General features: G+C 66.7%; 24 protein-coding genes, 1 tRNA gene and 2 pseudogenes. 15 read left to right on the top strand and 12 right to left on the bottom strand.

Annotated elements, in window-relative coordinates; all coding sequences use genetic code 11:
* Window position 1: 1 nt before the first annotated feature.
* The 3 genes from I0D00_RS04005 (at window position 2) to I0D00_RS03995 (ending at window position 4925) form a co-directional block, all read left to right on the top strand.
* Window positions 2–1207, top strand: coding sequence for an acetyl-CoA C-acetyltransferase (locus I0D00_RS04005; protein WP_213638454.1), 1206 nt, complete (start codon window positions 2–4; stop codon window positions 1205–1207).
* Between the two features lie 15 nt (window positions 1208–1222).
* A complete protein-coding gene (locus I0D00_RS04000; RefSeq protein WP_213638453.1) occupies window positions 1223–3367 on the top strand; it encodes a 3-hydroxyacyl-CoA dehydrogenase NAD-binding domain-containing protein in 2145 nt (714 codons plus the stop codon).
* An 829-nt stretch (window positions 3368–4196) separates the two neighbouring features.
* On the top strand, window positions 4197–4925 hold the full coding sequence (locus tag I0D00_RS03995; protein ID WP_213638452.1) for an amidotransferase: 729 nt from the start codon (window positions 4197–4199) through the stop codon (window positions 4923–4925).
* 40 nt (window positions 4926–4965) lie between these two features.
* Here the strand turns inward: I0D00_RS03995 and I0D00_RS03990 are convergent, their stop codons facing one another.
* From I0D00_RS03990 to I0D00_RS03980, 4 genes and pseudogenes are all read right to left on the bottom strand, one after another.
* Window positions 4966–5688 carry a lysophospholipid acyltransferase family protein gene (locus I0D00_RS03990; protein WP_213638451.1) on the bottom strand — a complete coding sequence of 241 codons (723 nt, stop codon included), beginning with the start codon at window positions 5686–5688 and terminating at the stop codon, window positions 4966–4968.
* 133 nt (window positions 5689–5821) lie between these two features.
* Window positions 5822–6649 carry a methyl-accepting chemotaxis protein gene (locus tag I0D00_RS21820; protein ID WP_420850796.1) on the bottom strand — a complete coding sequence of 276 codons (828 nt, stop codon included), beginning with the start codon at window positions 6647–6649 and terminating at the stop codon, window positions 5822–5824.
* Window positions 6650–6679: 30 nt separating this feature from the next.
* Window positions 6680–7702, bottom strand: a pseudogene (locus I0D00_RS21815) (HAMP domain-containing protein); the annotation flags it as partial.
* A gap of 270 nt (window positions 7703–7972) precedes the next feature.
* The gene (locus I0D00_RS03980; protein ID WP_213638449.1) at window positions 7973–8662 is read right to left on the bottom strand and encodes a crotonase/enoyl-CoA hydratase family protein; all 690 of its coding nucleotides are present in this window, start codon (window positions 8660–8662) and stop codon (window positions 7973–7975) included.
* A gap of 258 nt (window positions 8663–8920) precedes the next feature.
* Between I0D00_RS03980 and I0D00_RS03975 the strand changes: the two genes are divergently transcribed.
* From I0D00_RS03975 to efp, 3 genes are all read left to right on the top strand, one after another.
* Window positions 8921–9010 (top strand) — tRNA-Ser (locus I0D00_RS03975).
* 159 nt (window positions 9011–9169) lie between these two features.
* Window positions 9170–10297, top strand: coding sequence for an elongation factor P maturation arginine rhamnosyltransferase EarP (gene earP / locus I0D00_RS03970; RefSeq protein ID WP_213638448.1), 1128 nt, complete (start codon window positions 9170–9172; stop codon window positions 10295–10297).
* Window positions 10298–10343: 46 nt separating this feature from the next.
* Complete coding sequence (efp, locus tag I0D00_RS03965) at window positions 10344–10919, top strand: elongation factor P (RefSeq protein ID WP_213638447.1); 576 nt, start codon at window positions 10344–10346, stop codon at window positions 10917–10919.
* Between the two features lie 62 nt (window positions 10920–10981).
* Here efp and I0D00_RS03960 read toward each other — a convergent pair whose 3' ends face one another.
* The gene (locus tag I0D00_RS03960; RefSeq protein ID WP_213638446.1) at window positions 10982–11941 is read right to left on the bottom strand and encodes a LysR family transcriptional regulator; all 960 of its coding nucleotides are present in this window, start codon (window positions 11939–11941) and stop codon (window positions 10982–10984) included.
* 102 nt (window positions 11942–12043) lie between these two features.
* On the opposite strand from I0D00_RS03960, the pseudogene I0D00_RS03955 reads away from it, so the two are divergent.
* Window positions 12044–12798, top strand: a pseudogene (locus tag I0D00_RS03955) (sulfite exporter TauE/SafE family protein).
* Here the strand turns inward: I0D00_RS03955 and I0D00_RS03950 are convergent.
* Window positions 12788–13642, bottom strand: coding sequence for a LysR family transcriptional regulator (locus tag I0D00_RS03950; RefSeq protein WP_213638445.1), 855 nt, complete (start codon window positions 13640–13642; stop codon window positions 12788–12790). The pseudogene I0D00_RS03955 and the gene I0D00_RS03950 sit on opposite strands and share 11 nt — an antisense overlap.
* A 96-nt stretch (window positions 13643–13738) precedes the next feature.
* Between I0D00_RS03950 and I0D00_RS03945 the strand changes: the two genes are divergently transcribed.
* The 5 genes from I0D00_RS03945 to queF all read left to right on the top strand — a co-directional run bounded on the left by I0D00_RS03945 (window position 13739) and on the right by queF (window position 17869).
* The gene (locus I0D00_RS03945) at window positions 13739–13972 is read left to right on the top strand and encodes a DUF1127 domain-containing protein (protein ID WP_213638444.1); all 234 of its coding nucleotides are present in this window, start codon (window positions 13739–13741) and stop codon (window positions 13970–13972) included.
* A 27-nt stretch (window positions 13973–13999) separates the two neighbouring features.
* Window positions 14000–14878: a PhzF family phenazine biosynthesis protein gene (locus I0D00_RS03940; protein ID WP_213638443.1), complete on the top strand. Its 879-nt coding sequence runs from the start codon at window positions 14000–14002 to the stop codon at window positions 14876–14878.
* 50 nt (window positions 14879–14928) lie between these two features.
* Window positions 14929–16140: a winged helix-turn-helix domain-containing protein gene (locus I0D00_RS03935; RefSeq protein WP_213638442.1), complete on the top strand. Its 1212-nt coding sequence runs from the start codon at window positions 14929–14931 to the stop codon at window positions 16138–16140.
* A 100-nt stretch (window positions 16141–16240) separates the two neighbouring features.
* Window positions 16241–16939 carry an orotidine-5'-phosphate decarboxylase gene (gene pyrF, locus I0D00_RS03930; RefSeq protein WP_213638441.1) on the top strand — a complete coding sequence of 233 codons (699 nt, stop codon included), beginning with the start codon at window positions 16241–16243 and terminating at the stop codon, window positions 16937–16939.
* 99 nt (window positions 16940–17038) lie between these two features.
* The gene (gene queF / locus I0D00_RS03925; RefSeq protein WP_213638440.1) at window positions 17039–17869 is read left to right on the top strand and encodes an NADPH-dependent 7-cyano-7-deazaguanine reductase QueF; all 831 of its coding nucleotides are present in this window, start codon (window positions 17039–17041) and stop codon (window positions 17867–17869) included.
* A 55-nt stretch (window positions 17870–17924) separates the two neighbouring features.
* Here the strand turns inward: queF and I0D00_RS03920 are convergent, their stop codons facing one another.
* From I0D00_RS03920 to I0D00_RS03910, 3 genes are all read right to left on the bottom strand, one after another.
* Window positions 17925–18191 (bottom strand): DUF4404 family protein, encoded by a 267-nt coding sequence (locus I0D00_RS03920; RefSeq protein ID WP_213638439.1) that lies wholly within the window; start codon window positions 18189–18191, stop codon window positions 17925–17927.
* A 109-nt stretch (window positions 18192–18300) separates the two neighbouring features.
* Window positions 18301–18465, bottom strand: a complete 165-nt coding sequence (locus I0D00_RS03915; RefSeq protein ID WP_213638438.1) for a hypothetical protein — start codon at window positions 18463–18465, stop codon at window positions 18301–18303.
* Window positions 18466–18522: 57 nt separating this feature from the next.
* Window positions 18523–19239 carry an HAD superfamily inactivated hydrolase PcrP gene (locus I0D00_RS03910; protein ID WP_213638437.1) on the bottom strand — a complete coding sequence of 239 codons (717 nt, stop codon included), beginning with the start codon at window positions 19237–19239 and terminating at the stop codon, window positions 18523–18525.
* A gap of 303 nt (window positions 19240–19542) precedes the next feature.
* Between I0D00_RS03910 and I0D00_RS03905 the strand changes: the two genes are divergently transcribed.
* Window positions 19543–20199, top strand: a complete 657-nt coding sequence (locus I0D00_RS03905; RefSeq protein WP_246533229.1) for an MlaA family lipoprotein — start codon at window positions 19543–19545, stop codon at window positions 20197–20199.
* Window positions 20200–20273: 74 nt separating this feature from the next.
* Here the strand turns inward: I0D00_RS03905 and I0D00_RS03900 are convergent, their stop codons facing one another.
* Window positions 20274–20573, bottom strand: a complete 300-nt coding sequence (locus I0D00_RS03900) for a PilZ domain-containing protein (RefSeq protein ID WP_213638435.1) — start codon at window positions 20571–20573, stop codon at window positions 20274–20276.
* A 208-nt stretch (window positions 20574–20781) separates the two neighbouring features.
* Here I0D00_RS03900 and rssB point away from each other — a divergent pair, with 208 nt between their 5' ends.
* Window positions 20782–21966: a two-component system response regulator RssB gene (rssB, locus tag I0D00_RS03895; protein WP_213638434.1), complete on the top strand. Its 1185-nt coding sequence runs from the start codon at window positions 20782–20784 to the stop codon at window positions 21964–21966.
* 8 nt (window positions 21967–21974) lie between these two features.
* Entirely contained in the window at window positions 21975–22457 is a 483-nt protein-coding gene (gene rssC / locus I0D00_RS03890; RefSeq protein WP_213640216.1) for an anti-sigma factor antagonist RssC, read from the top strand.
* A gap of 61 nt (window positions 22458–22518) precedes the next feature.
* Here rssC and tal read toward each other — a convergent pair whose 3' ends face one another.
* Together tal and dusA are read right to left on the bottom strand one after the other, a co-directional pair.
* Window positions 22519–23445, bottom strand: coding sequence for a transaldolase (gene tal / locus I0D00_RS03885; RefSeq protein WP_213638433.1), 927 nt, complete (start codon window positions 23443–23445; stop codon window positions 22519–22521).
* A gap of 64 nt (window positions 23446–23509) precedes the next feature.
* Window positions 23510–24520 carry a tRNA dihydrouridine(20/20a) synthase DusA gene (gene dusA, locus I0D00_RS03880; protein ID WP_213638432.1) on the bottom strand — a complete coding sequence of 337 codons (1011 nt, stop codon included), beginning with the start codon at window positions 24518–24520 and terminating at the stop codon, window positions 23510–23512.
* Window positions 24521–24617: the final 97 nt, after the last annotated feature.

The following is a 24617-nucleotide window of genomic DNA, read 5'->3' as shown; positions in this document are numbered from 1 at the left end:
CATGACCGAAGCATTCATTTTCGATGCGCTACGCACGCCCCGCGGCAAGGGCAAGAAGGACGGCGCCCTGTACAGCGTCAAACCGGTGAGCCTGGTCGTCGGCCTGCTGAAGGCGCTGGAGGCGCGTACCGGCCTGGACACCGGCCAGGTCGACGACATCGTCCTCGGCTGCGTCACCCCGGTGGGCGAGCAGGGCGCCGATATCGCCAAGACCGCGGCACTGCTGGCGGACTGGGACGTCAGCGTCAGCGGCGTACAGCTCAACCGTTTCTGTGCCTCGGGGCTGGAGGCGGTGAACATCGGCGCGATGAAGGTGCGTTCCGGCTTCGAGGACCTGGTGGTGGTCGGCGGCGTGGAGTCCATGTCGCGGGTGCCCATGGGCTCCGATGGCGGCGCCTGGGTGATGGACCCGGAAACCAATCTGCACAGCCACTTCACTCCCCAGGGCATAGGTGCCGACCTGATCGCCACCCTGGAGGGATTCAGCCGCGCCGATGTCGACGCCTTCGCCCTGCGCTCGCAGCGGAAGGCCGCGCGCGCCAGCGCCGCCGGCGCGTTCGTCAAGTCCCTGGTGCCGGTCCGCGACCAGAACGGCATCGTCCTGCTCGACCATGACGAATTCATCCGCGGCGACAGTACCCTCGAGGGCCTCGGCAAGCTCAAACCGAGCTTCGAGGCGATCGGCCAGATGGGCTTCGACAGCACCGCGCTGAGCGTCTACAGCCATGTCGAGCGCATCGACCATGTCCACACCCCCGGCAACAGCTCGGGCATCGTCGACGGCGCCGCGCTGATGCTGATCGGCTCCGCCGCCAAGGGCCAGGAACTGGGCCTGAAACCGCGGGCGCGGATCGTCGCCAGCGCGGTGACCGGCAGCGACCCGACCATCATGCTCACCGGCCCGGCGCCGGCCACCCGCAAGGCGCTGGCCAAGGCCGGCCTGAGCGTGGCGGACATCGACCTGTTCGAGGTCAACGAGGCCTTCGCCTCGGTGGTGCTGAAGTTCATGAAGGACATGGGCGTGGCGGAGGACAGGGTCAACGTCAACGGCGGCGCCATCGCCATGGGGCACCCCCTGGGCGCCACCGGCTGCGCCATCCTCGGCACCCTGCTCGACGAACTGGAGGCACGCGAGCTGCGCTACGGCCTGGCCACGCTCTGTGTCGGCGGCGGCATGGGTATCGCGACGATCATCGAAAGGCTTTGAGGCGGGGACAGGAAAATGACTGAGGCCATCCGTTACGAAAAGGGTCAGGACAACATCGTCGTGCTGACCATGGACATGCCCGGCCAGAGTGCCAACACCATGAACGCGGCGTACCGCGAAGCCATGGGCAAGACCGTTGCGCGCCTGGAGGCCGAGAAGGACGCCATCGCCGGGGTGATAGTGACGTCCGCGAAGAACACCTTCTTCGCCGGCGGCGACCTCAACGAGCTGATCGAGGTCGGCAAGGCCGACGCCCAGCCGTTCTACGCGATGGTTCTCGGCATCAAGGGGCAGCTGCGCCGCCTGGAGACCCTCGGCAAGCCCGTGGTGGCGGCGATCAACGGTGCCGCCCTGGGCGGCGGCTGGGAAATCTGCCTGGCCTGCCACCAGCGCATCGCCCTGGACGGTGGCAGGGTGCAGATCGGCCTGCCGGAGGTGACCCTGGGCCTGCTGCCGGGTGGCGGCGGCGTGGTGCGCATGGTGCGCCTGCTCGGTCTGGAGAAGGCCTTGCCGTACCTGCTCGAAGGCAAGCAGCTGCGCGCCGAGGCCGCCCTCAAGGCCGGGCTGGTCGACCAGCTGGCCGCAGACCGGGACGAGCTGCTGGCCAAGGCCCGCGCCTGGATCCTGGCCAACCCCGAGGCCGTGCAGCCCTGGGACGAGAAGGGCTACCGGATGCCCGGCGGCACGCCGGCCAGCCCGAACCTGGCGCAGATGCTGGCCATCGCGCCGTCGGTGCTGCGGGACAAGACCAGGGGCTGCTTCCCGGCGCCGGAGAAGATCCTCTGCGCCGCGGTCGAGGGTGCCCAGGTCGACTTCGACACGGCGCAGCTGATCGAGGCGCGCTACTTCACCGAGCTGACCACGGGGCAGGTGGCGAAGAACATGATCGGTACCTTCTGGTTCCAGCTCAACCAGATCAACGCCGGCGCCTCCCGTCCCCAGGGCTGCGCTCCCCGTGCGACGCAGAGGGTCGGGGTGCTCGGCGCCGGCATGATGGGCGCCGGCATTGCCTACGTGTCCGCCGTGGCGGGGATCGAGGTGGTGCTCAAGGACCTGTCGCTGGAGGTCGCGGAAAGGGGCAAGGACTATTCGGCCAAGCTGCTGGAGAAGAAGGTCGGCCGCGGACAGATGAGCATCGACAAGCGCGATGCCATCCTCGCCCGGATCAAGGCCAGCGATCGGGATGCCGACTTCGCCGGCTGCGACCTGATCATCGAGGCGGTCTACGAGGACCGCGACCTCAAGGCCAACGTTACCGCGGCGGCCGAGCGCGCCGCACTGCCGGACGCGATGATCGCCTCGAACACCTCGACCCTGCCGATCACCGGCCTGGCCACCGCGGTGGACAAGCAGGACAGGTTCATCGGCCTGCACTTCTTCAGCCCGGTAGACAGGATGCCGCTGGTGGAGATCGTCCGCGGTCAGCGCACCAGTGACGAGACCCTGGCCCAGGCCTTCGACTACGTCCTGCAGATCGGCAAGACCCCGATCGTGGTCAACGACAGCCGCGGCTTCTTCACCTCGCGGGTGTTCGGCACCTTCACCAACGAGGGGCTGGCCATGCTCGGCGAGGGCGTATCGGCGGCGCTGATCGAGAACGAGGCGCGCAAGGCCGGCATGCCGGTGGGGCCGCTGGCGATCAGCGACGAGGTGTCCCTGAGCCTGATGCAGCGCATCCGCCAGCAGACGCTGCAGGACCTGAGTGCCGAGGGCAAGCCGGTGCCCGAGCACCCGGCCTTCGCCGTGATCGACCGCATGCTGGGGGAGTTCCAGCGCCCGGGCAAGGCGGCCGGCGGCGGCTTCTACGACTATCCGCCAGGCGCCAGGAAGCAGCTGTGGCTGGAGCTCAAGCGGCGTTTCGAGAAGCCCGACCGGCAGATCCCCGCGGCGGACGTGCGCGATCGCATCCTGTTCATCCAGGCGCTCGAAACCGTGCGATGCGTGGAGGAGGGCGTGCTGCGCTCGACCGCCGACGCCAACATCGGCTCGATCTTCGGCATCGGCTTCGCCGCCTGGACCGGTGGCGCGCTGCAGTTCATCAACCAGTACGGCATCCGCGACTTCGTCGCCCGTGCCCAGTACCTGGCCGAACAGTACGGCGAACGCTTCCTGCCACCGGCGCTGTTGCTGGAGAAGGCCGCAGGCGACCAGGCCTTCTGACTGGCGCAGGGCGGTCAGCGGGGAGCAATTGCTGCTGCCTTCACACTTTGCACGCCGAGTGGCTTGCCCAGGGCCTGCTTCTGCGCCATTGACGCTAGACTCACAGCAGTTGCCCCGCCTGATCACGGGCGGGGCGCGGCCGTATCCTGGAGAGCTGTCATGCCGAGAATCAAAACCCTGATGACGTTGTCGTTCTGCGCCCTGATGCTGTCTTCCGTGGCCGTGCCGCAGATGAACCTGCTGGTCGACTCGGCCTACGCTAAAGGCGGTGGCGGTGGCGGTGGCGGTGGCGGTGGCGGTGGCGGCGGCAATGGCGGTGGGAACGGCGGTGGCAATGGCGGCGCCGGTGCGGGCGGGGGCATGGTCACGGTGGCGGAGTCGGTGGTGGTCGTGCCGGCCACGCCGAAGGGGGAGCGCACGGCAAGGGCAAGGGCGTCAGTGCCGGACATGGCGCCGCGACCTCGGAGGCGGCGAAGTCCAAGGAGACCACTGGCCTGGCCAAGGCGATGTCGGTGGTGGCCAGTACCCCGGCGGCCCTGGCCGCGGCGCTTGGCTTGCAGAATGCCCTGGCCAACAGCAGCAAGCATGACGGTGAAACCGAGGGCCCTGATGAGGGGGCAGGGTTGGCCGATGGCGACAGCGCGGGCTCTGGCGAGGGGCTCGATAGCACGCCAGCCGACTGACCCCCTGCGTCTCCCCGGTTGACCCGAGCCCGGCCTGTCGCGCCGGGCTTTTCCATTCTGGCGATGCCGGCCACTTGCCTTGCGCTGGGTCCGCAGGCAGGCTTGCACCTTGTAAACGTCACCTCCGCGCCTCAGGTACCCGCCCCATGCCGCTGCAGATCTGCATCCTGGAAACCGACATCCTTCGTCCCGAACTCATCGATCAGTACCAAGGCTACGGCCGAATGTTCGAACGGCTCTTCGCGCAACAGCCGATCGCCGCCGAGTTCCGCGTGTACAACGTGATGGAAGGCCACTACCCGCCGGACAGCGAACACTACGATGCCTACCTGGTCACCGGCAGCAAGGCCGACTCCTTCGGCAGCGACCCCTGGATCGAGACCCTCAAGACCTACCTGCTGGATCGCTATGCCAAGGGCGACAAGCTGCTCGGCATCTGCTTCGGCCACCAGCTGCTGGCGCTGCTGCTAGGCGGCAAGGCCGAGCGCGCCGAGCAGGGCTGGGGCGTCGGCATCCATCGCTACCGCCTGGCCCACCAGCCGGCGTGGATGACGCCGGTGCTGGAGGAGCTGACCCTGCTGATCAGCCATCAGGACCAGGTCACCAAGCTGCCGGAGAACGCGACCCTGCTGGCCTGCAGCGACTTCTGCCCGATTGCCGCCTATTGCATCGACGATCAGGTGCTGTGCTTCCAGGGCCATCCCGAGTTCGTCCACGACTACTCCAAGGAGCTGCTGGAGATTCGCCAGCAGCACATCGGCGAGCAGGCCTATCGCCGAGGGATCGACAGCCTGCAGCACGACCACCAGGGCCATACGGTGGCCGAGTGGATGATGCGTTTCATCGCCCACGGGCGCTCGGGACTGGACCTCTAAACCAGATCACGCCGTGGCCGGGCCGCCCGCCGCATCGGGTTCAGGCGGCGGCCAGCTCGGCGTCCAGGGCGGCGATGCAGCGCTGCATCCGGCTTCGGCAGTCGGCGATCAGCATGGGCAGGTCGGCCTGGGTCAGGCCGGCGGTGGGAATGGCCGGCAGCGAACGGATCAGGATCTTGCCGCCGTCCCAGCGGTTCAGGCGAAGGTGCCGGGCGTAGTTGCTGACGCACACCGGGACGATCGGCACCCCGGCGGCGACGGCCATCTGGAAGGCGCCCTTCTTGAACGGCAACAGCTCTTCGCCCGCATTGCGCGTGCCCTCGGGGAATACCCAGATCGAGGTGTCCTGGTGTCTGAGCACCTCGGTGGTGGTGAGCATCGCCTGCTTGGCGCGTCTCGCGTTACCGCGGTCGATCAGCACGTTGCCGGCCAGCCAGTAGAGCTGGCCGAACAGGGGAATCCATTTCAGGCTCTTCTTGCCGATGCTCACGGTGCGTGGCGGTACCACGCGGCCGATCACATAGAGGTCGTAGTTGGACTGGTGGTTGGCGACTATCACGCAGGCCTGGCGCTGCGCCAGCATCGAGCCGACCTCCGCGCGCAGCGTGAGGTGCAGGATGCACAGTGCGGGCAACGCGTAGAGGCGCGCGCAGAGTCGACTGTTGTCGGGGTTGAAGGGGCGACAGATGCCGAGCAGCAGGCCGAGGATGCCGGCCAGAACGAAGTGCACGGCCATCATCAGCATGCGCAGAAGGAAAAGCATTGGGGACGCCCATCAGGAGAAAGGCGCGCAGTTTAGGGGCCGGCCGTGCACCGGGCAAATGCTCTTGATCGGCGGGTGCGGCAGGCTCGGGCGAGGCGCCAGCGGCGCGCTCGCTCGGCCTGCGGCAGGTCACTCAGACCTTGAAGCGTCCCAGCATTCGGTCCTGCTGGCCGACCTGGTCGACCATTACCGCGCACTGGCGCACCTGCTGCTCGGCGCCCCCGGCCACCTCATGGCTGATATCGCGGATGTTGGTGGTGTTGCGGTTGATCTCTTCGGTGGTCGCGCTCTGCTCTTCCGCCGCGGTGGCGATCTGCAGGTTCATGTCGTTGATACGGGTGATGGCCTCGCGGATGCGCCCCAGCATGGCGTTGGCGGCGCTGGCGTCTTCTGCGGTCTGGCTGGCGGTGTCGCGACTCTGCTGCATGCGGGCCTCGGCCTGTTTCACCCCGGACTGCAGCTGATCGATCATCTGGCGGATTTCCTGGGTGGACTGCTGGGTGCGTGAGGCGAGCGAGCGCACCTCATCGGCCACCACGGCGAAGCCTCGTCCCGACTCGCCGGCCCGCGCCGCCTCGATGGCGGCGTTGAGGGCAAGCAGGTTGGTCTGGTCGGCGATGCTGGTGATCACCGACAGGATCGACTCGATGTTGTGGCTGAGCTTGGCCAGTTCGTTGATCGAGTGGCTGGTGTCGTTCATCTCGTCGGCCAGGCGCTTGATCGCATCGGTGGATTGCGAAACGACGGTCACGCCGTTCTCGGTCTCCTCGTTGGCGGCGATGGCCGCCTGGGCCGCGGCCTGGGCGTTGCGTGCCACCTCTTCGGCGGTGGAGGCCATTTCCTGCATGGCAGTGGCCAGCTGATCCAGTTCCTGCAACTGCTCCTGCAGGCGGCTGGCCGCCTGGTTGGCCTCGCTGGAGGTGAGCGAGGTGCTTTCGCGAACCTGGCGGGAGCTGCCCATCACGTCGCCGATCAGGCCCTGCAGGTTTTCCAGGAAGCCGTTGAACTCGCGCTCGACCGAGGCGATCTCGTCGTCGCCCTGGGCCGGCAGGCGACGCGTGAGGTCGCCTTCGCCGCTGTTGATGTCGCGCAGCGAGCCCTGCAGTTGGCTCAGCGGGCGCAGCAGTCGCGCCACCAGTGCGCCCAGCAGCAGCAGGCTCAGGGCGACGCCGAGCAGGGTGCCGGTGGCTGCGCGCCAGCTGAGGGCGTTGGCTTCGGCCATCACCTTGGACTCGTCGAGTACCACGCCGATATACCAGTCCATGCCCTTGAGGCCGCTCAGCGGGGTGAAGGACACCAGCAGCTCCTTGCCGGCGCCGGCAATGGCGCTCAGCTCCTGCCTGAGGGCCGGGACCTTGCCGTCGAACAGTTCGCCGAGCGGCTTGCCGTTCAGCTCGGTGTTCGGGTGGGAGATGATGTTGCCCTCGCGGGTCAGCAGAAAGGCGTATCCGGCACCGTTGAAGTCCAGGGTGTTGATGGTGTCGGAGATGGTCTTGAGGCTGATATCGCCGCCGAAGGCCCCCTTGAATTGCCCGCGATCACTGAGCTTGGCGACGGCGGAAATGAGGATCTCGCCAGTGGCGGCATCGGGATAGGGCTCGGTCAGCAGGGCACTGTTTGCCGACTTGGCGACCGGGTACCAGGGCCTCTGCCGTGCGTCCCAGCCGGTAGGGTTCCAGCTCGCGTCATTGGTGATGCGCTGGCCGTCGGTCTCGAGTCCGCCGAAGATCAGCAGGAACTGCTGCTTGAGGATGGGCTGATCGAATACGCGTTGAATCTGCGCCTCGCTGAACTGGCCGTCGATGCTCTGCGCCATCATGTCGATGAGCTGCAACTTGCCGTTCAACCAGTTCTCGATCTGTCGCGCCAGGGCGCCACTGGAGTCCTTGATGCTGGATTCGGTCTGTTCGTTCAGGCTGGCGCGGACCTGACTGATTTGCACCAATGAAAGTAGGCTGGAGGTGAGAAACAATACCGTTGCCGCAGCGAGGCCGACTTTATGGGCAATTTTCATATGCGCTGGTTCCTATTCTTTTCTTGAGCCTCCCAACTGCTGGAGACTCGGTGTCAGCGAATCGGCACGGGACGGATTTTCTTGATGACCGATAGTCGGCGGATTGGCCCGAGGGCAGTGGTCGCCTCGTCGACGAGGCCCTGGATGAGGGCGATGGATTGCGGCGCGGCTCCAGCAAGTGAGGGGGCGTGGGGGCAGTACCTGCCGCAGGCGACCGACGATGCGCAAAGCCCGGCATTCGAGCCGGGCTTGTTCGGTCGCGGCTGTCTATTACAGCAGCTGCTGGCGGTCCAGTTCGATGGCCTGGTCGAGGGTCTCCAGCAGCGCCTTGCGCACCTTCAGCTTGGTGTTGCGATGCGCCGTCATGTTGATCTTCTTCAGTTGCTGGGCGGCCGCCAGGGCGGTGGTCATCAGTTGCTCGGCCGGCACCACCTTGTCGAGGAAGCCGGCATCTACCGCGCCCTGCGGGTCGAACATCTCGCCGTTGATCACCGAGCGGTGGAATGCCGACTTGAGCAGGCGGTCGCGAGCCAGTTCGATACCCACGTGGTGCATGGTCATGCCGATCTGCACTTCGTTCAGGCCGATGCTGAACGGCCCCTCGACGCCGATGCGGTAGTCGGCCGAGAGCAGGATGAAGGCGCCCTTGGCCACCGCGTGGCCGGGGCAGGCGACGATGATCGGGAGGGGGTGGGCGAGCATGCGCCGGGCCAGCGTTGAACCGGCGGCGACCAGGGCGATGGCGTTCTGCGGGCCGGAGGTCATCACCTTGAGGTCGTAACCGCCGGAGAGTATTCCCGGCTGACCGGTGATGACCACTATCGCCTTGTCCTGCTCGGCGCGATCCAGTGCCTCGTTGAAGGCGGCGATCACGTCCGGGGAAATGGCGTTCACCTTGCCATTGCTCAGGGTCAGGGTGGCGATACCCTCTTCGAGTTGGTAGCTGATCAGGTCGCTCATGGCGGGGTTCCTTGTGCTGAAGTGGGGCAGACGTTACTCACCCCTTTCGTTCAGGTAAAGCACGGCGACTGACTGGCCGGTCAGCCTGGGCGGGCCGATTGCCGGCGCCCGGCCGCACCCGGCGCGCTCGAGTCCAGTCGCGCGCGATGCCCGGCGCCGGGCATAAGCGCATGAATCTTTTGAAAAAAACTTTTGCCTTTGGCGGTACGTTCGGCTAGATTAGCGCGCCTCGACAGACGGCAGCGTCCGTCGAGATCCGGTGAAGTGTCCGAGTGGTTGAAGGAGCACGCCTGGAAAGTGTGTATACGGGAAACCGTATCAAGGGTTCGAATCCCTTCTTCACCGCCACTTTCGCAATACTAAAGCCCCTGAGAGAGCAGTCTTTCAGGGGCTTTTTGCGTTCTACGCGAGACGCTAGGGTGCCGGGGCGGCGTCCCGGCGCCCCTTGCCGGCACAGGCATCCCCGGCAAGGGGGTAAACTGACCGACATCATCCGGAAGCTCGAACGTGACGTGGGACATATTCTGCAAGGTCGTGGATAACTACGGCGACATCGGGGTGACCTGGCGTCTGGCGCGGCAGTTGGCCGCCGAGCATGGCCAGAGCGTGCGCCTGTGGGTCGACGAAGTGGCCGCGTTCGCGCGCATCTGTCCCGGGGCGGATGCCCGGGCCGAGCGCCAGGTGCGGCAGGGTGTGGAGCTGTGCCGCTGGGGCGCGCAGTGGCAGCCGGTCGAGCCGGCGGACGTGGTGATCGAGGCCTTCGCCTGCGAGTTGCCGGCGGCCTATGTGGCGGCGATGGCGGCGCGCCCCGGCAAGGTGCTGTGGCTCAACCTGGAATACCTGAGCGCCGAGGACTGGGTCGAGGGCTGTCATGGCCTGCCATCCCTGCAGCCGAAGGGGTTGCAGAAGTTCTTCTTCTTTCCCGGATTCACCGCCGGCAGTGGCGGCTTGTTGCGCGAGCGTGAGCTGCTTAAGCAGTGCCGGGCCTTTCAGGCCGATGCGCAGGCGCAAACCGGGTTTCTCGCCGCACTCGGGGTGCATCGACAGCCGGGTGCGCGGTTGATCTCGCTGTTCGCCTACGAGAATCCCGGGCTGGCAGGCTGGCTGGATGCCCTGGCCGCCGACGCCGTGCCCAGCCAGTTGCTGGTGCCGGAGGGGCGCATCCTCGATGACTTGCAGGCCTGGTTGGGCGGAGCACGGTTGGCGGCCGGGGCTGAGCGGCGGCGCGGGCAGTTGCAGATCCGCGTCCTGCCGTTCGTCGAGCAGGACCAGTACGATCGACTGCTCTGGTGCTGTGACTTCAATGCGGTGCGCGGCGAGGACTCCTTCCTGCGCGCGCAATGGGCCGGGCGCCCGCTGCTCTGGCACATCTACCAGCAGGCCGAAGGCGCGCACTGGGACAAGCTCGAAGCGTTTCTGGCGCTCTATACGCAGGGGCTGTCGCCCGAAGCGGCGCAGGCATTGGGCCGTTTATGGCGAGGCTGGAATGCCGGAGAGGGGGTGGGCGAAGGTTGGCTGGCGTTGCTGCCGCACTGGCCGGAACTGGCCACGCATGCGCAGAACTGGAGCCGGGCGCAGGGCGCGCGGACCGATCTGGCCACGGCGCTGGTACAGTTTTACCGAAATTGGCTATGATACGCGGCCTAGAATTCTGTACCTACCGCATACATCGGATATTCGTATGAAAACCGCACAAGAAATGAAGCCCAACAGCGTGGCCCTGATCGACGGCCAGCCGTGGCTGATCCAGAAGGCCGAATTCACCAAGTCCGGCCGTAACAGCGCCATCGTCAAGATGAAGCTGAAGAACCTGCTGAACGGCTCCAAGACCGAGACCGTTTACAAGGCCGACGACAAGATGGAGCCGGTGATCCTGGAGCGTAAGGAAGTGAACCTTTCCTACGTCAGTGGCGAGGACTACGTGTTCATGGATCCGGAGTACAACTCCTACGAGCTGCGAGCCGAAGACCTGGAAAGCGTGCTGCCGTTCATCGAGGAAGGCATGACCGACATCTGCGAAGCCGTGTTCTTCGAAGGCAAGGTGATCTCCGTCGACCTGCCGACCACCATCGTGCGCCAGGTCGTCTACACCGAGAACGCCGCCCGTGGCGACACGTCCGGCAAGGTGATGAAGCCTGCCAAGCTGCGCAACGGCACCGAGATCAAGGTCGCCGAGTTCGTTGAAATCGACGACTGGATCGAGATCGATACCCGTGACGGCTCCTACAAGGGCCGTACCCAGGCGCCGCAAGCCTGAGTGCCGGCTTGAAGCCGCGAAAAACCCGACCCTGGCGTCGGGTTTTTTTTTGTTTCTTCGCTTTACAGCCTTAGCGGCAGGTGAGCCTGCAGGGCCTGGTCCCAGGGGGGCGGAAAACCGAAGCGCTGTTTGAGGAAGTTCAGCAGCAGGTGGGTGCGTGAGCTCGCCTCGCGCTCCAGGCGTAGGGCGTAGATGCTGCTCGGCTCGGCGGGCGGCAGGCCGTGCTCGCAGAGCAGCGCCAGCAATTCGCCGCGCAGCAGGTATTCGCCGACCAGCCAGGTCGGCAAGTGGGCGACGCCGAGGCCGGCGCGGACGCTGGACAGCAGGGCCTCGGCATTGTTGGCGGTCAGGCGCCGGCGTGCGGGGCGACAGAGCTGCAGCTTGCCGTCCTGCTCGAAGCGCCAGGCAAAGGGCGGCGCCAGTCCTTCCCAGTCGAGACCGTCATGCTCCAGCAGCTCCTGGGGCGTACGCGGTACGCCGCGCCGCGCCAGGTAGTCGGGGCTGGCGCAGACCACGCGAACCAAGGGGGAGAGCGGCGTGGCGACCAGCCGGGTATCGGCCAGCGGGCCGATGCGCAGGACCAGGTCGACCTCGCCGAGGTGCTCGCCCTGCAGGTCGATGAAGCTGTCGATCAGGCGCAGCTGTACGTCCAGCCCCGGATAGGTGGCGAGGAACTCGGCGAGTGCCGGTGCCAGATGGCGGCGGCCGAAGGGCGCCGGGGCGTCGATGCGGATCAGGCCTTCCGGCGCGCTGCTCAGGGAGACGGCCTCGGCACGCGCCAGGTGCAGTTCACCGAGGATGCGCCTGGCCCGCTCGGCGAAGGCCAGGCCGGATGGCGTGGCGCGCACCGCATGGGTGCTGCGGCTGAACAGCTTGCTGCCCAGCGAGCGCTCCAGGGCGTCGATGCGCCGGGCGACGGCGGAGGGGGTGAGGGGCTGGCGGCGGGCGGCGGCGGAGAAGCTGCCGGTTTCCAGTACGTCGAGAAACAAGCTGAGTTGATCGGTGAGGCTGTCCGGATTCATGGGCGTTCGCTTTTGCATATTTCGCATAGCCATTGTGCTTGGCTGTGCGTTTCCAGGCTAGCTGTCGCCGATTAACATGGCGCATGCCGCCGGAGCCCACCCATGAATCTGCTCGACTTCTTCCTCAATCTCGTTCTCGGAATGCTGCTGGGGGCACTGGGCGGGCTGTTCGGGATCGGCGGGGGCTGCTGGCGATTCCGGCCCTGGGGGTCCTGTTCGACCTGGATCAGCAACTGGCCCAGGGCACCGCCCTGGCCATGGTGGTACCCAACGTGCTGCTGGCCCTGTGGCGCTACCACCAGCGCAACCGCATCGACCGGCGCCACGCCCTGACGCTCGCCGCCAGCGCGCTGCTCTGGGCCCTGCTCGGCGCCACCTGGGCCGTGACCCTGGATGCCGGGCGCATGCGCCTGGCGTTTATCGGCTTCCTGGTGGTGCTGGCCCTGTACAACTTCTCGCGGGTGTACTGGCGCACGCCGGCCGGCGCGTCGGCATTGCGCCATCCTTGGCCCTGGCTGGCGCTGTTGGGGAGCGGCGCAGGTCTGCTCGGCGGCTTGTTCGGGGTCGGCGGCGCGGTGCTGGCCACGCCGCTGCTCACGGCGTTGTTCGGCACTACCCAGCTGATGGCTCAGGGGCTGTCCCTGGCCCTGGCGGCACCGAGCACCGCGGTGACCCTCGCCACCTACGCCTGGCATGGCCAGGTGAACTGGACGCTGGCCGTGCCCTTGGCGCTGGGCGGATTGCTCAGCATCAGCTGGGGGGTGAGGGTGGCCCATGGGTTGCCCGAGCGGCGGCTGCGTGCGCTGTTCGCCGGCTTCCTGCTGTTCTGCGCGTTGTTGCTCGGCGTTAAAGCCTGAAGCCTTCGACGATGTGCTCGGCCAGGGTCTCGGTCACCGGCGACTGGGTCTGGCTGTTGCGTAGCAGCACGATGCTCGCCGACGGCATGGCCGGCAGGCCCTCGGCCTCGCCGATGATGCGCAGGTCCGGGGGAATCAGGCTCTGCAGCTGTGCGGTGATCGCCAGGCCGGCGCTGACCACTGCCATGATGGCCGAGAGGCTCGGGCTGGTGTAGGCGATGCGGTATTCGCGCTCCATCGCCTCCAGGGCGTTGCAGGCCCAGGAGCGGCAGAAGCACTGGGCGTTGAACATCGCCAGCGGCAGCGGTTCCTGTTCGTGGGGGCTGAAGCCCTGGGCCTCGGCCCAGACGATGCGCTCCTGGCGCAGCAGTTGGCCGATTTCCTTGCCCGGTTCGCGGGTGACGATGGTCAGGTCGAGGTCCTGGCGCTGCAGCAGGCCGGACGAGGGCTCGCAATGCAGTTCCACCTGGACCAGGGGGTAGGCCTGGGCGAAGCGCGAGAGGATGCCCGGCATGAAGCGCATCACGTAGTCGTCCGGGGTGCCGATGCGCACGGCGCCGACCATGTGCGGTTCGCGCAGGGTGGTCATCACCTCGCCGTGCAGCTTGAGGATGCGTCGCGCGTAGCCCAACAGCACCTGGCCTTCGGCGGTCAGGCTGACCTGGCGGCCGTCGCGTTGGAACAGCGGGCGCTGTAGCACGTCCTCTTCCAGGCGCTTCATCTGCATGCTCACCGCCGACTGGGTGCGGTTGACCATCTCGGCGGCCCGGGTGAAACCGCCGTGGTCGGCGATGGCGACGAAGGTCCGCAGCAATTCGCTGTCGATGCTCGGGTAGTTGGCCATTCATCAACCTCCAAGATGTACGGCATAAGAAACATTCGTTGGATTGATCATAAGCCGAGCGCGAGACTGTCGCCAACCCCACAGGAGGGCGACGAGATGAAAGGTCAGAAAGGTTACGCAATCGTACAGTTGGAGCTTGGGCGTGGATTGCCTCTGGGGGCCTTGGCCGCCGCGGCCTGGCAGCAGCTCGGGCGTTGGCGGCAGTTGGCCCGGCAGCGCCGGCAATTGGCTACCCTTAATGAGGAGGCGCTCAAGGATCTGGGCCTCAGTCGGGCGGACGTCCTGCAGGAGAGCGAGCGCCCCTTCTGGGACGATCCCCTGGCGAGATAGCCATGCCACTGGGCAAGGGGGCGCGATATGCAAGTCAGGGTGCGGATCGTCAGCGCCTTCGTCGATGACGGCCAGGGCGGCAACCCCGCCGGAGTGGTGCTCCAGGCCGATGGCCTGAGCAGCGCACAGAAGCAGGCGGTTGCCGTTCAGGTCGGGCTGTCGGAGACCGCCTTCGTGTCCCGCTCGCAGCGCGCGGCCTGCAAGTTGGACTTCTTCACCCCGACGCGGCAGATCGCCCACTGTGGTCACGCGACGGTGGCCGCATTCGCCCTGCTGCGCCAGCTGGGGCAGGTGCAGCAAGGCTGGACCAGCAAGGAGACGGTCGATGGCGACCGCGACATCCTGATCGAGGGCGACATGGCCTTCATGGCACAGCGCCAGCCCGACTATGTGCACCTGGATGACGACCCGCCGCTGCTCGAGGCGGTGATGGCGGCCATGGGCATCGACCCGGGGCAGCTGCTGCCCGGGCTGTGGCCGACGCGGGTGAGTACCGGCGGCGCCTTCGTCATAGTGCCGCTGGCCGACGAGGCGCGGGTGGCGGCGTTGCAACCCGAGCCGCAGGCTCTGTCGCGACTCAGCGAACGCCTCGACCTGGTGGGTTTCTACGCCTTCTCCCCGGATACCCGTCGGCCGCAGCGGGCGGCGGGCGCGCGCATGTTTGCGCCGTACTACGGCATCGCCGAGGAAGCCGCGACCGGTATGGCGGCCGGTCCCCTGGCGTGCTTTCTGCACGATCTGATGGGGGTGTCGGGCGAGCGCTTGCTGATCGAGCAGGGGCACCTGATGCATCCGCCGTCGCCCAGCGTGATCAGCGTCGAACTGCGGCTCGAGGAGGGGCGCATCGTGGGCCTGCTGGCCGGCGGTCGGGCGCGAGTGATGCATGAGCTGAGTCTGACTCTATGAGCGAGACGAGCGAGGCGGGCTGGCGCGGTGGCGACCAGGCGCTAGCATGAATGCCGATGAACCCGTCCCTGTCTCTTCGCGCGGCACGTCGCCTGGCCCTGAGGGCTCAGGGTTTTGGCCGCGCGCCGTTGGCCGCGGTCGATCGGCGCCGCCTGCTTGAGTCGATCGAGCGACTCGGCGTCCTGCAGATCGACTCGGTGAACGCCCTGATCCGTTCCCACTACCTGCCGCTGTTCTCCCGCTTGGGCCCCTATGAGCGCGCCTTGCTGGAGCGGGCAGCCTGGGGCGCGGGGCGTCAGCGCCGCCTGTTCGAATACTGGGGGCACGAGGCCTCCCTGCTGCCCCTGTCCTGCTATCCGCTGCTGCACTGGCGGATGCAGCGGGCGCGCAACGGCGAGGGCATCTACAAGGGGCTCGCGCAGTTCGGCCGTGACCAGCAACCGCTGATTCGCCGCGTGCTGCAGGCCGTGCGGGAGCGCGGCGCCCTGGGCGCCGGCAGCCTGGCATCCGGGCCGGGGAGTGGTGGCGCCTGGTGGGGCTGGAGCGCGGAGAAACATGCGCTGGAGTGGTTGTTCGCCGCCGGCGAGCTGACAGTCGCGGCGCGGCGCGGTTTCGAACGACTCTATGACGTGCCGGAGCGCGTGTTGCCGGCCGACGTCCTGGCTCGGCCGGCCATGACAATGGCCGATGCCCAGCGCCAGTTGCTGCTGCGTGCGGCCCGGGCGCTGGGTATCGCCACGGAGAGCGACCTGCGGGACTACTATCGCCTGGACCTGGCCGACACGCGCGCGCGCCTGGCGGAACTGCTCGAGGCCGGCGAACTGCAGCGACTGCAGGTGCAGGGCTGGACGCAGCCGGGTTATTGCCTGGGACCGCCGAGGATTCCGCGCCGGGTGGCGGCCAGCGCCTTGCTGTCGCCGTTCGACTCGTTGATCTGGGCCCGCGCACGCACCGAGCGGCTGTTCGACTTCCGCTACCGCCTGGAGCTCTATACGCCACCGCACAAGCGGGTCTACGGCTACTACGTGCTGCCGTTCCTGCATGACGAGCGGCTGGCGGCGCGGCTGGACCTGCGGGCCGAGCGCAAGACGCTACAGCTGGCGGTATACGCCGTGCACGAGGAGCCGCCCGGGTTGGATGAGCGGGGCGTGATCGCCTTGGCCGAGAACCTGCGCACGCTGGCACTCTGGTTGGGGCTGGCCCGGGTGCGACTGAACTGCACAAGCGCCTGCGCCGCGCGCGTGCGCGCCCTGCTCGAGTGAGCGTCACGGCGGCTCGGGCGGTGGCCGGATCGCCGGGGCGGCAGGCAGGCCTGGCTTCCGTTACAATGCGCGCCGATTTCCCTTGCCAGAGAGCCCGCCCATGTCCGCTTGCCAGACTCCGATCATCGTTGCCCTGGATTTTCCGACCCGCGCCGCCGCCTTGGCGTTGGCCGACCGGCTCGATCCCCGGCAGTGCCGGGTCAAGGTCGGCAAGGAGCTGTTCACCCGCTGCGGGCCGGAAATCGTCGGCGCCCTGGCCGACAAGGGTTTCGAGGTCTTCCTCGACCTGAAATTCCACGACATTCCCAATACCACGGCGATGGCGGTCAAGGCCGCCGCCGAGCTGGGTGTCTGGATGGTCAATGTGCACTGCTCGGGTGGCCTGCGGATGATGGCGGCCTGCCGCGAGACCCTGGACCAGCAGGGCGGGCGGGTCCCGCTGCTGATCGGCGTCACCGTGCTGACCAGCATGGAGCGCGAGGACCTGGCGGGCGTGGGGCTGGATGTCGAGCCGCAGGAGCAGGTGCTGCGCCTCGCCGGGCTGGCCGAACAGGCCGGGCTGGACGGCCTGGTATGTTCCGCCCAGGAGGCGCGGGCGCTGAAGTCGGCCCACCCGGCGCTGCAGCTGGTGACCCCGGGCATTCGCCCGGCCGGCAGCGCCGAGGACGATCAGCGGCGCATCCTCACCCCGCGCCAGGCGCTGGAGGCCGGCTCGGATTACCTGGTGATCGGTCGCCCGGTCAGTCAGGCCGCCGATCCGGCCCAGGCCCTGGCCGCACTGGTGGGCGAGCTGGCCTGAGGGCGAACGCCGGCTGCAGGCCCCCTGGGCGCAGCCGGCGCTGAAGCTGTCGGCTTTTTTGTATACAATCGCTTCGTTCCGCTTATTCAGGTCCTCGCCATGCACCCTGCCGCCGAAGATTCGCCCCTGGGCAAAGCCAGCGAATACATCGCCACCTACACGCCGTCCTTGCTGTTTCCCATACCGCGCGCGCCGAAGTGGGCCGAGCTGGGCCTGACGGCCGCGACCCTGCCCTATCAGGGGGTGGACTTCTGGAACTGCTTCGAACTGTCCTGGCTGCTGCCCTCGGGCAAGCCGGTGGTGGCGATCGGCGAATTCGCCATCCCGGCGGACTCGCCCAATATCATCGAGTCGAAGTCCTTCAAGCTCTATCTCAACTCGCTCAATCAGACGGTATTCGCCGATACGGCCGCACTGCAGGCCGTGCTGCAGGCGGACCTGTCGGCCGCCGCCGGCAAGGCGGTCGGCGTGCGCGTGCGCAGTCTCGCCGAAGTGGCCGCCGAGGGTGTGGCGACACTGCCGGGGCAGTGCATCGATGAGCTGGACGTGGCCATCAGCAACTACGCCCAGCCACAGCCGCAGCTACTGCGCTGCGTGCCGGGGCGGACAGTCGAGGAAAGCCTGCATAGCCATCTGCTGAAATCCAACTGCCCGGTCACCGGGCAACCGGACTGGGGCAGCGTGGTGGTGCAGTACCGTGGCCCGGCGCTGGAGCCGGCCAGCCTGCTGGCCTACCTGGTGAGCTTCCGCCAGCATGCGGACTTTCACGAGCAATGCGTCGAGCGCATCTATCTCGATCTTCTGCGTCTGCTCAAGCCCGAGTGGCTGACGGTGTACGCGCGCTATGTGCGGCGCGGGGGGCTGGATATCAATCCCTACCGCAGCAGCGCGGCGATCCAGCCGGACAATCGGCGCCTGGTGCGCCAGTGACGAAAAACCCCAGCCGCGGCTGGGGTTTTTCATGGGCGGCCGCTCGGCTGGGGCATCAGATCCCCATGTTGGCGAGGCTCTGCAGGATATTGCGCAGGGTGCCGGCCAGGGTCGGGTGGCTGGCCTCGAAGCGTTCCACGGCCAGGTTGACTCCGTCGACCAGCGTGGCATCCGGCGCGGCTGCGGCCTGGCGGGCCAGCTGCAACTCGATTTCCTGGGTCAGCAGGAATAGCGAGGCGCGCTCTTCTTCGCTGAGCGGCGGGCCTTCGGCCAGTTGCTTGCGCAGTTCTTCCAGTTGCTGCTGCAGACGATTTGCAGGCATAGGGCTCTCCCTTTTCGGATAAGGCAAAAGCATTGACTCTGCGCGACGGCGAAAGGTCGGTGCTTGTCTTCAAGGGTAATCCAAGCGGCGTCGCTTTGCTTGCTCTGGATCAAGGCTCGAGCAGGCGCTCGAGGCGCGGGTAATAGTGCTCCAGCGGCGGTGTCTGCGAGGTCGGGTCCTTGCCCAGGTCGTCCAGGCGACGCAGTTCCAGGGCCTGCCGGGCAAAGGGCGTGTGCAGGAAGGCGCTGGCTGATGGCTTCGCCGTAGGGCTCATGCCCATGTCTGCCGAAGAGCTCGTCGAGCTGGTCGATGAAGTGCGCGGCGACGAAGGTCATGGTTTCTCGCCTTTCTGCCGGCGGGCACTGAGGTCCGCCAGGCAGGGACCCAGTTCGGTGAGCTGGTCGATCACCGAATGCACGCCCAGGCGATACAGCGTCAGGGTCGCCTGGGTGCGCAACCTGTCGCGCTCGACCGGGTCGAGCGCGCGCCAGTCCGCCGGGGCCTGGCCGCAGAGGGGGCCGCAGGCAGCCAGGCCGATGGTCCAGAGCCCGGCATTCAGGCCGGCCTGCAGCAGGCGCGGCTCGCCGCTGATCAGCACGCAGCCGTCCAGTTGCGTCACCTGCAGGCGCATCAAGGCGTGCCAGCAGGCATCCGGCGCGGGCCAGGGGCGAATCACCTCATTCCTCGGGATGCCCGGCAGCCAGCCGGGCAGGGGCTCGGCCAGGCGGATGCTGGCCTCGTGTGGCAGTTCGTCGAGCCAGGCGCATGGCAGGTTCCGTCGGTACAGGTCGTCGAGCAGCGCACTCGCCCCGGGCGTGGGCTCGGCATGTTCGCCGGCCGCTTCGCCGAGCGCCTGCTCAAGGGCTCGGCGCTCAGGGGGCTGCGGCGTGCGGCGGAGCACTTGTTCGAGATTCGTCTGGCCGTCGCCGCCCTCTGGATACAGGCGTTGCAGGCTCAGGGGCAGGGTGCGCGCACCGAAGTCGACCAGGCAGCCGGACAGGCCGAACAACAGGGCGGAGAAGGCGGGAGGGGTGGCGGATGTAGGCATGGCTGTCATCCATGATGATGGTCTAGTCCAGGTTAGCGGCCGAAGATGACGAGGCGATGACCGGTTTGCGACGTGCCATTCGGCGCCGAGTGGGCGAGCGCGTGAGCCGGACGTCTCGTGCCGCTGTGGTGGGCGGTACTGGATTTCGCCTGGCCGCGGTCCGCTATGCTGCCTATAGGGTGGTGTAGGCCTTATACTGCGCGGCCTCGATGGCCGCCTGCGGGCTGCCCACTGTTTTGTACTCAAGGAGCGACTGCGATGTGTGTATTCGGAGTGAACTGGATTGAGCGTCTGGGCCGCCTGATGCTGTGTGCCGGCCTGGTGCTGCTTCCGCTGGCGGCGCAAGCGGCCGAGGAGGATCCCTGGGAAGGGTTCAACCGGGCCATCTTCCGCTTCAACGACACTGTCGACACCTACGCGCTCAAGCCCTTGGCCCAGGGTTACCAGGCGGTGACCCCGGACTTTCTCGAGGACGGTGTGCATAACGTCTTCGGCAACCTCGGCGATATCGGCAACCTGGCCAACGACCTGTTGCAGGGCAAGTTCCACGATGCCGGTGTGGACACCGGCCGGGTGATCTTCAACACCACCTTCGGCCTGCTCGGCTTCTTCGACGTCGCCAGCCAGATGGGGCTGCAGAGAAACGACGAGGACTTCGGCCAGACCCTCGGCGCCTGGGGGCTGGGTAGCGGACCCTATGTAGTGCTGCCGCTGCTCGGCCCGAGCACCATCCGCGACGCGGCCGGCAAGGTGCCGGACGCCTTCCTGGAGCCCTATCCCTACATGGGGCATGTGCCGACGCGCAACCTCACCCGTGGCGTGGACGTCATCGACACCCGCGCCAGCCTGCTGTCCGCCGAGAGACTGATCAGCGGCGACAAGTACCTGTTCGTGCGCAACGCCTACCTGCAGAATCGCGAGTTCCGGGTGCAGGACGGCCAGGTCGAGGACGACTTCTGAGTAGCTTGCTGGTACGGATGCATTGAAAAAGGCGGCCCTGGGCCGCCTTTTGCTTGCTCGCCAAAGACTCTTCTTCAGTTCATCGAGATGATCGCCAGGCCGAGGGCTTGGCGGCCGTTGTCCAGCTCGCTGACCCTGACGACCTCGGCCTGGGCATCCAGCCCCTTGAGTGCGTTGTGCTCGGAGGCGATGTGTACCCGGACCTGATCGCCCATCTTCAGCGCCGACGCGGCCTCGAGTTGCATGCCTGTGCTCGACAGGTCGAGACACAGCGCCGGGATCTCCCCGTCGGGGCCATGCAGGGTGACCGGCGCCTCCAGGCGCATGCGGATGTAGTCGCGTTTTTCGCTGTAGTCACGATCACTTTGGCTCATGGGCCCGTCCTCTTATTGTGGCGCTCTCCTGCCGCCCTTATAACCTCGGCCGATTTCGGGTGTAAAGTCGCGGGGCGATGATCGGAGCGCGCTTGAATCGGGCAGAGGATGGGAGTACCGTCAGCGCCTTAACGCGAACCGAGTATGCGCGGGCAGGTTTCGACCTGACGTTTACCTCCATCCCCGGCGCAGTTTGCCTGGATATCCCATGCACAAAACCAGTGCCACACTGCTGATCATCGATGACGACGAAGTAGTGCGCGCGAGCCTCGCGGCCTATTTGGAAGACAGTGGTTTCAACGTCCTGCAGGCCGCCAATGGCCTTCAGGGCCTCGAAGTGTTTCAGCGCGAGCAGCCGGATGTGGTGGTCTGCGACCTGCGCATGCCCCAGGTCGATGGTCTGGAGTTGATCCGCCGCATCAATGCGCTGGGCGTGGAGACGCCGGTCATCGTGGTCTCCGGCGCGGGGGTCATGACCGATGCGGTCGAGGCCCTGCGCCTGGGCGCCGCCGACTACCTGATCAAGCCCCTGGAAGACCTCGCGGTGCTGGAACATTCGGTGCGCCGCGCCCTGGATCGTGCGCACCTGCGTCAGGAGAACCAGCGCTACCGCGAGAAGCTGGAGGCCGCCAACCGCGAGCTGGAAGCCAGCCTGCACCTGCTGCAGGAGGACCAGAACGCCGGGCGCCAGGTGCAGATCAACATGCTGCCGGTCACCCCATGGCAGGTCGATGGCCTGCAGTTCGCCCACCAGATCATCCCGTCGCTCTATCTGTCCGGTGATTTCGTCGACTACTTCCGGGTCGATGAGCGACGCGTGGCCTTCTATCTCGCCGATGTTTCCGGTCACGGAGCATCCTCGGCCTTCGTCACCGTGCTGCTGAAGTTCATGACCACGCGGCTGCTCTACGAGTCGCGGCGCGGTGGGCGCTTGCGCCAGTTCAAGCCGTCCGAGGTACTTGGTCATATCAACCGCGGCTTGATCAACTGCAAGCTGGGCAAGCATGTGACCATGCTCGGCGGGGTGATCGACGAGCAGAGCGGCCAGCTGCATTACAGCATCGGCGGCCATCTGCCGCTGCCGGTGCTGTTCAGCGAGGGCAAGGCGCAGTACCTGAACGGCCGCGGCCTGCCGGTAGGCCTGTTCGAGGAGGCCGACTACAGCGACCATGTGCTCGAGCTGCCCGAGTCGTTCAGCCTGACGCTGCTGTCGGACGGAATTCTCGATCTGTTGCCGGGCGATACCCTGAAGGAAAAGGAAACCGCTCTGCCGGAACTGGTCGCCTCGGCGGGGGGCACCCTGGACGGGTTGCGCCAAGTGCTCGGGCTGGCCAATCTGGAGGATATGCCGGATGATATCGCCTTGCTGGTGTTAAGCAGGAACCTTGCATGAATCCTGGGATGAGCCCCGGTAGAATCCAATTCGCCGAACAGGACGGCACCTTCGTCCTGAAGTTTGTCGGCGAGGTGCGTTTGACCCTCTGCTCGGCGCTGGACGCCACCATCGAGAAGATCTTCAGCGCGCTGAATTTCTCCGCCATCGTCATCGACCTGACGGAAACCCGCAGCATCGACAGTACGACCCTGGGCCTGCTGGCGAAGCTGTCGATCCTCTCGCGGCAGAAGATCGGCCTGCTGCCGACCGTGGTCACCACCCACGCGGACATCACCCGCCTGCTGCAGTCGATGGGCTTCGATCAGGTGTTCAATATCGTCAACAAGCCGATCCCCTGTCCGGAATGCCTGGCCGACCTGCCGTCGCAGGATCAGTCGGAGGAGGTCGTGCGGGCCAAGGTGCTGGAGGCGCACCGCATCCTCATGGGGCTGAACGAGTCCAATCGCGAAGCCTTCCACGACTTGGTCAGCGCCCTCGAACATCGCTGAGCGCGAGCCCTCTGCACACTGTGGCGGGGCGTCCGATGCGAGTCGGCGCCCCGCAGTACGTTCAGGCCAGGCCGGCCAGCAGGCTTTCCAGTTTCTCCTGGTCGCGGGCGAACAGACGAATGCCCTCGGCGAGTTTTTCCGTGGCCATGGCGTCCTCGTTGAGTGCCCAGCGGAACCGGGCCTCGTCCATTGAATCGCGGGGCTCGGCGGCGCTGTCGCTGCCCAGCATGCGCTGCAGCGGGGCCTGGTCGTCGGCCAGTTGCTGCAGCAGTTCCGGGCTGATGGTCAGGCGATCGCAGCCGGCCAGCTGCTCGATCTGGCCGAGGTTGCGGAAGCTGGCGCCCATTACCACGGTCGAGTAGCCGTTGGCCTTGTAGTAGTCGTAGATGCGCGTGACCGACTGTACGCCGGGATCTTCCGCGCCGACGAAGTCGCGGCCCTCGGCCTTCTTGTACCAGTCGTAGATGCGCCCCACAAAGGGCGAGATCAGGAATACTCCGGCTTCGGCGCAGGCCTGGGCCTGGGCGAAGGCGAACAGCAGGGTCAGGTTGCACTGGATGCCGGCCTTCTCCAGCTGCTCGGCGGCGCGGATGCCCTCCCAGGTCGCTGCGATCTTGATCAGCACCCGCTCGCGGCCGATGCCGGCCTGTTCGTACAGTTCGATCAGGCGTTCGGCGCGGCGCAGGGTGGCCTGGGTGTCGAACGACAGGCGCGCATCCACCTCGGTGGAGATGCGCCCGGGAATCACCTTGAGAATCTCCTGGCCGACCGCCACGGCGAAGCGGTCGCAGGCCAGGTCGAGGTCGCCATCGCTGGCGGAGACGGCGCTGCGCAGCAGCTCGGCGTAGCGCGGCATGCCCGCGGCCTTGAGCAGCAGGGAAGGGTTGGTGGTGGCGTCGACCGGCTTCAGTCGGGCGATGGCATCGAGGTCGCCGGTGTCGGCGACTACGGTAGTGAACTGCTTGAGTTGATCCAGCTTGGAGGTCATGACGCGGCCTTGTCGTTGCAGATGCCATGACCTTACCCGAGCCGCTTGAGCGGCTCAACGGCGACTAGTGGCCTTGCAGCAAGAGCGCGGCCTGATCGAACAGCGCCAGGGGCTCGGCGGTCTTGTGGATGTCCACCGATAGCAGCTGGCGGAAGCGCCGTGCGCCCTTGAAGCCCTGGGCCAGGCCGAGCATGTGGCGGGTGATGTGGTGCATGCTGCCGCCTTCGGCCAGGTGCGCGGCGATATAGTCGCGCATCGATTGCATGGCCTCGAAGCGGCTCAGTGCCGGCGCCTCTGAGCCGAACAGCTGTCGATCCACCTGCGCCAGCAGGTAGGGGTTGTGGTAGGCCTCGCGGCCGAGCATCACACCGTCGAAGGTCTGCAGGTGGCTCCGGCACTCATCCAGCGTCTTGATGCCGCCGTTGAGGATGATCTCCAGATCCGGGAAGTCGCGTTTGATTTGCGCCGCCACCTCGTAGCGCAGCGGTGGCACCTCGCGGTTCTCCTTCGGCGACAGGCCGGAGAGGATGGCGATGCGCGCGTGCACGGTGAAGCTCTCGCAGCCGGCTTCGCATACTTGGCCGACGAAGTCGCATAGCTCGGCATAACTGTCGCGCCCGTCGATGCCGATACGGTGCTTGACCGTGACCGGAATGCTCACCGCATCGCGCATGGCCTTGACGCACTCGGCGACCAGCGCCGGGTGGGCCATCAGGCAGGCACCGATCATGTTGTTCTGCACCCGGTCACTGGGGCAGCCGACGTTCAGGTTGACCTCGTCGTAGCCGGCGGCCTCGGCCAGCCTGGCGCAGGCCGCCAGTTCCGCCGGCACGCTGCCGCCCAGCTGCAGGGCCAGGGGATATTCCGCCTCGTCGTGGCGCAGGAAGCGCGCACTGTCGCCGTGCAGCAAGGCGCCGGTGGTGACCATCTCGGTATAGAGCAGGGTGTGCGTGGACAGTTGCCGCAGGAAGAACCGGCAGTGCCGGTCGGTCCAATCCATCATCGGCGCCACGGAGAAGCGGCGAGACAGGGAAGGGCGCGTGGTTGCTGGTGTTGAGGCTGATTCTAGAGGCATTGGGCTGGTCGCGTTTCCGCCGGGTTTTCGGGGCTTTCAGAGCGTTTTTCTTGAGGTGGTGGTAAAATGTACCACCGCAAAGTTCGTTTGTACCACC

The organism is Pseudomonas lalucatii (assembly GCF_018398425.1).
Classification (GTDB): domain Bacteria; phylum Pseudomonadota; class Gammaproteobacteria; order Pseudomonadales; family Pseudomonadaceae; genus Aquipseudomonas; species Aquipseudomonas lalucatii.
Note: the sequence above shows the minus strand (reverse complement) of the source record. Positions and strands in the feature narration are given on the sequence as shown.